Genomic DNA, 558 nt, shown 5'->3' on the forward strand with positions numbered 1-558 from the left:
GATCATGAACAGACTTTCGACTTCAAAATTTCGATAGCCATTCACTCGAAGCACTTATCAGCGTCAACAGTCAAAAGTTTGCAACAGATCCCTTCGCAGCTGCGGATTCCGACCCAAATTCATACCAACCCACCGATGATCTATTCACCGCAGATCGAACGCAAATTTACGGTGTACTGCTTGACAGTCCCGGGCATCGATACGGCTCGGAAATCAACGGCACACGCAAATCTGGATGGGGGAAAGGTCAGAACCGCGATTTTCAGGAAACCCCCGCTTTCTTGGCTTTGCGATCTTCAAAACCCTTGCTAGAGGCCATTGCAGAGGGCGTCGGAGAAGGTCGAAGAGACCGGATGATCAACAAGGATCTCGGTCCCGATGTCAGTGACCAACAGATGGCATTTTGGATGCAAGAACTTACCGAGATTGTACTCCTCGATTTCATCTTTAGCCAGCAGGACCGCGTAGGAAACATAGACTTCACACCCTATTGGTATTGGGTCGAAGACGGAAAACTGAAGCATAAGAAAGCCAAGCACCATGAACCAAACGATGGAG

The 558-nt window shown here is 48.9% G+C and carries 2 protein-coding genes; both read left to right on the top strand.

The window, feature by feature from the left end:
• Positions 1-312, top strand: a 312-nt coding sequence (locus tag ACR0KS_RS20425; protein WP_480693339.1) for a hypothetical protein, incomplete at its 5' end; no start/stop codon positions are given.
• 41 nt (positions 313-353) lie between these two features.
• On the top strand, positions 354-558 hold a 205-nt coding region (locus ACR0KS_RS20430; protein ID WP_480693340.1), incomplete at its 3' end, for a hypothetical protein.

The organism is Ruegeria sp. BC7 (assembly GCF_056539165.1).